Source organism: Bradyrhizobium sp. Ken51 (genome assembly GCF_055807435.1).
Genome location: NZ_JBVVPB010000225.1, coordinates 1 through 223 on the forward strand (window position 1 = coordinate 1; position 223 = coordinate 223).

The 223-nt window shown below is 64.1% G+C and carries 1 protein-coding gene; it reads left to right on the plus strand.

Annotated elements, in window-relative coordinates; translation table 11 throughout:
* A partial coding sequence (locus tag AC0L27_RS41575) for an efflux RND transporter permease subunit (protein ID WP_473323964.1) occupies positions 1-223 on the plus strand: 223 nt, incomplete at both ends.

Consider the following 223-nt stretch of genomic DNA (forward strand, 5'->3'; position numbering starts at 1 on the left):
GCAAGGAGGGTTATTCCCGCACCGTCGGCTTCTCGCTGAAGCGCACCGGCCGCTTGATGCTGGTCTATGTCGCGCTGCTCGCCGGCCTGTCCTGGGCCTTCGTCAACCTGCCCGGCGGCTTCCTCCCCGTTGACGACCAGGGCTTCGTCACCACCGACGTGCAGACGCCGTCGGATTCGTCCTATGGCCGGACCGAGGCGGTGATCGAGAAAGTGGAAAAATA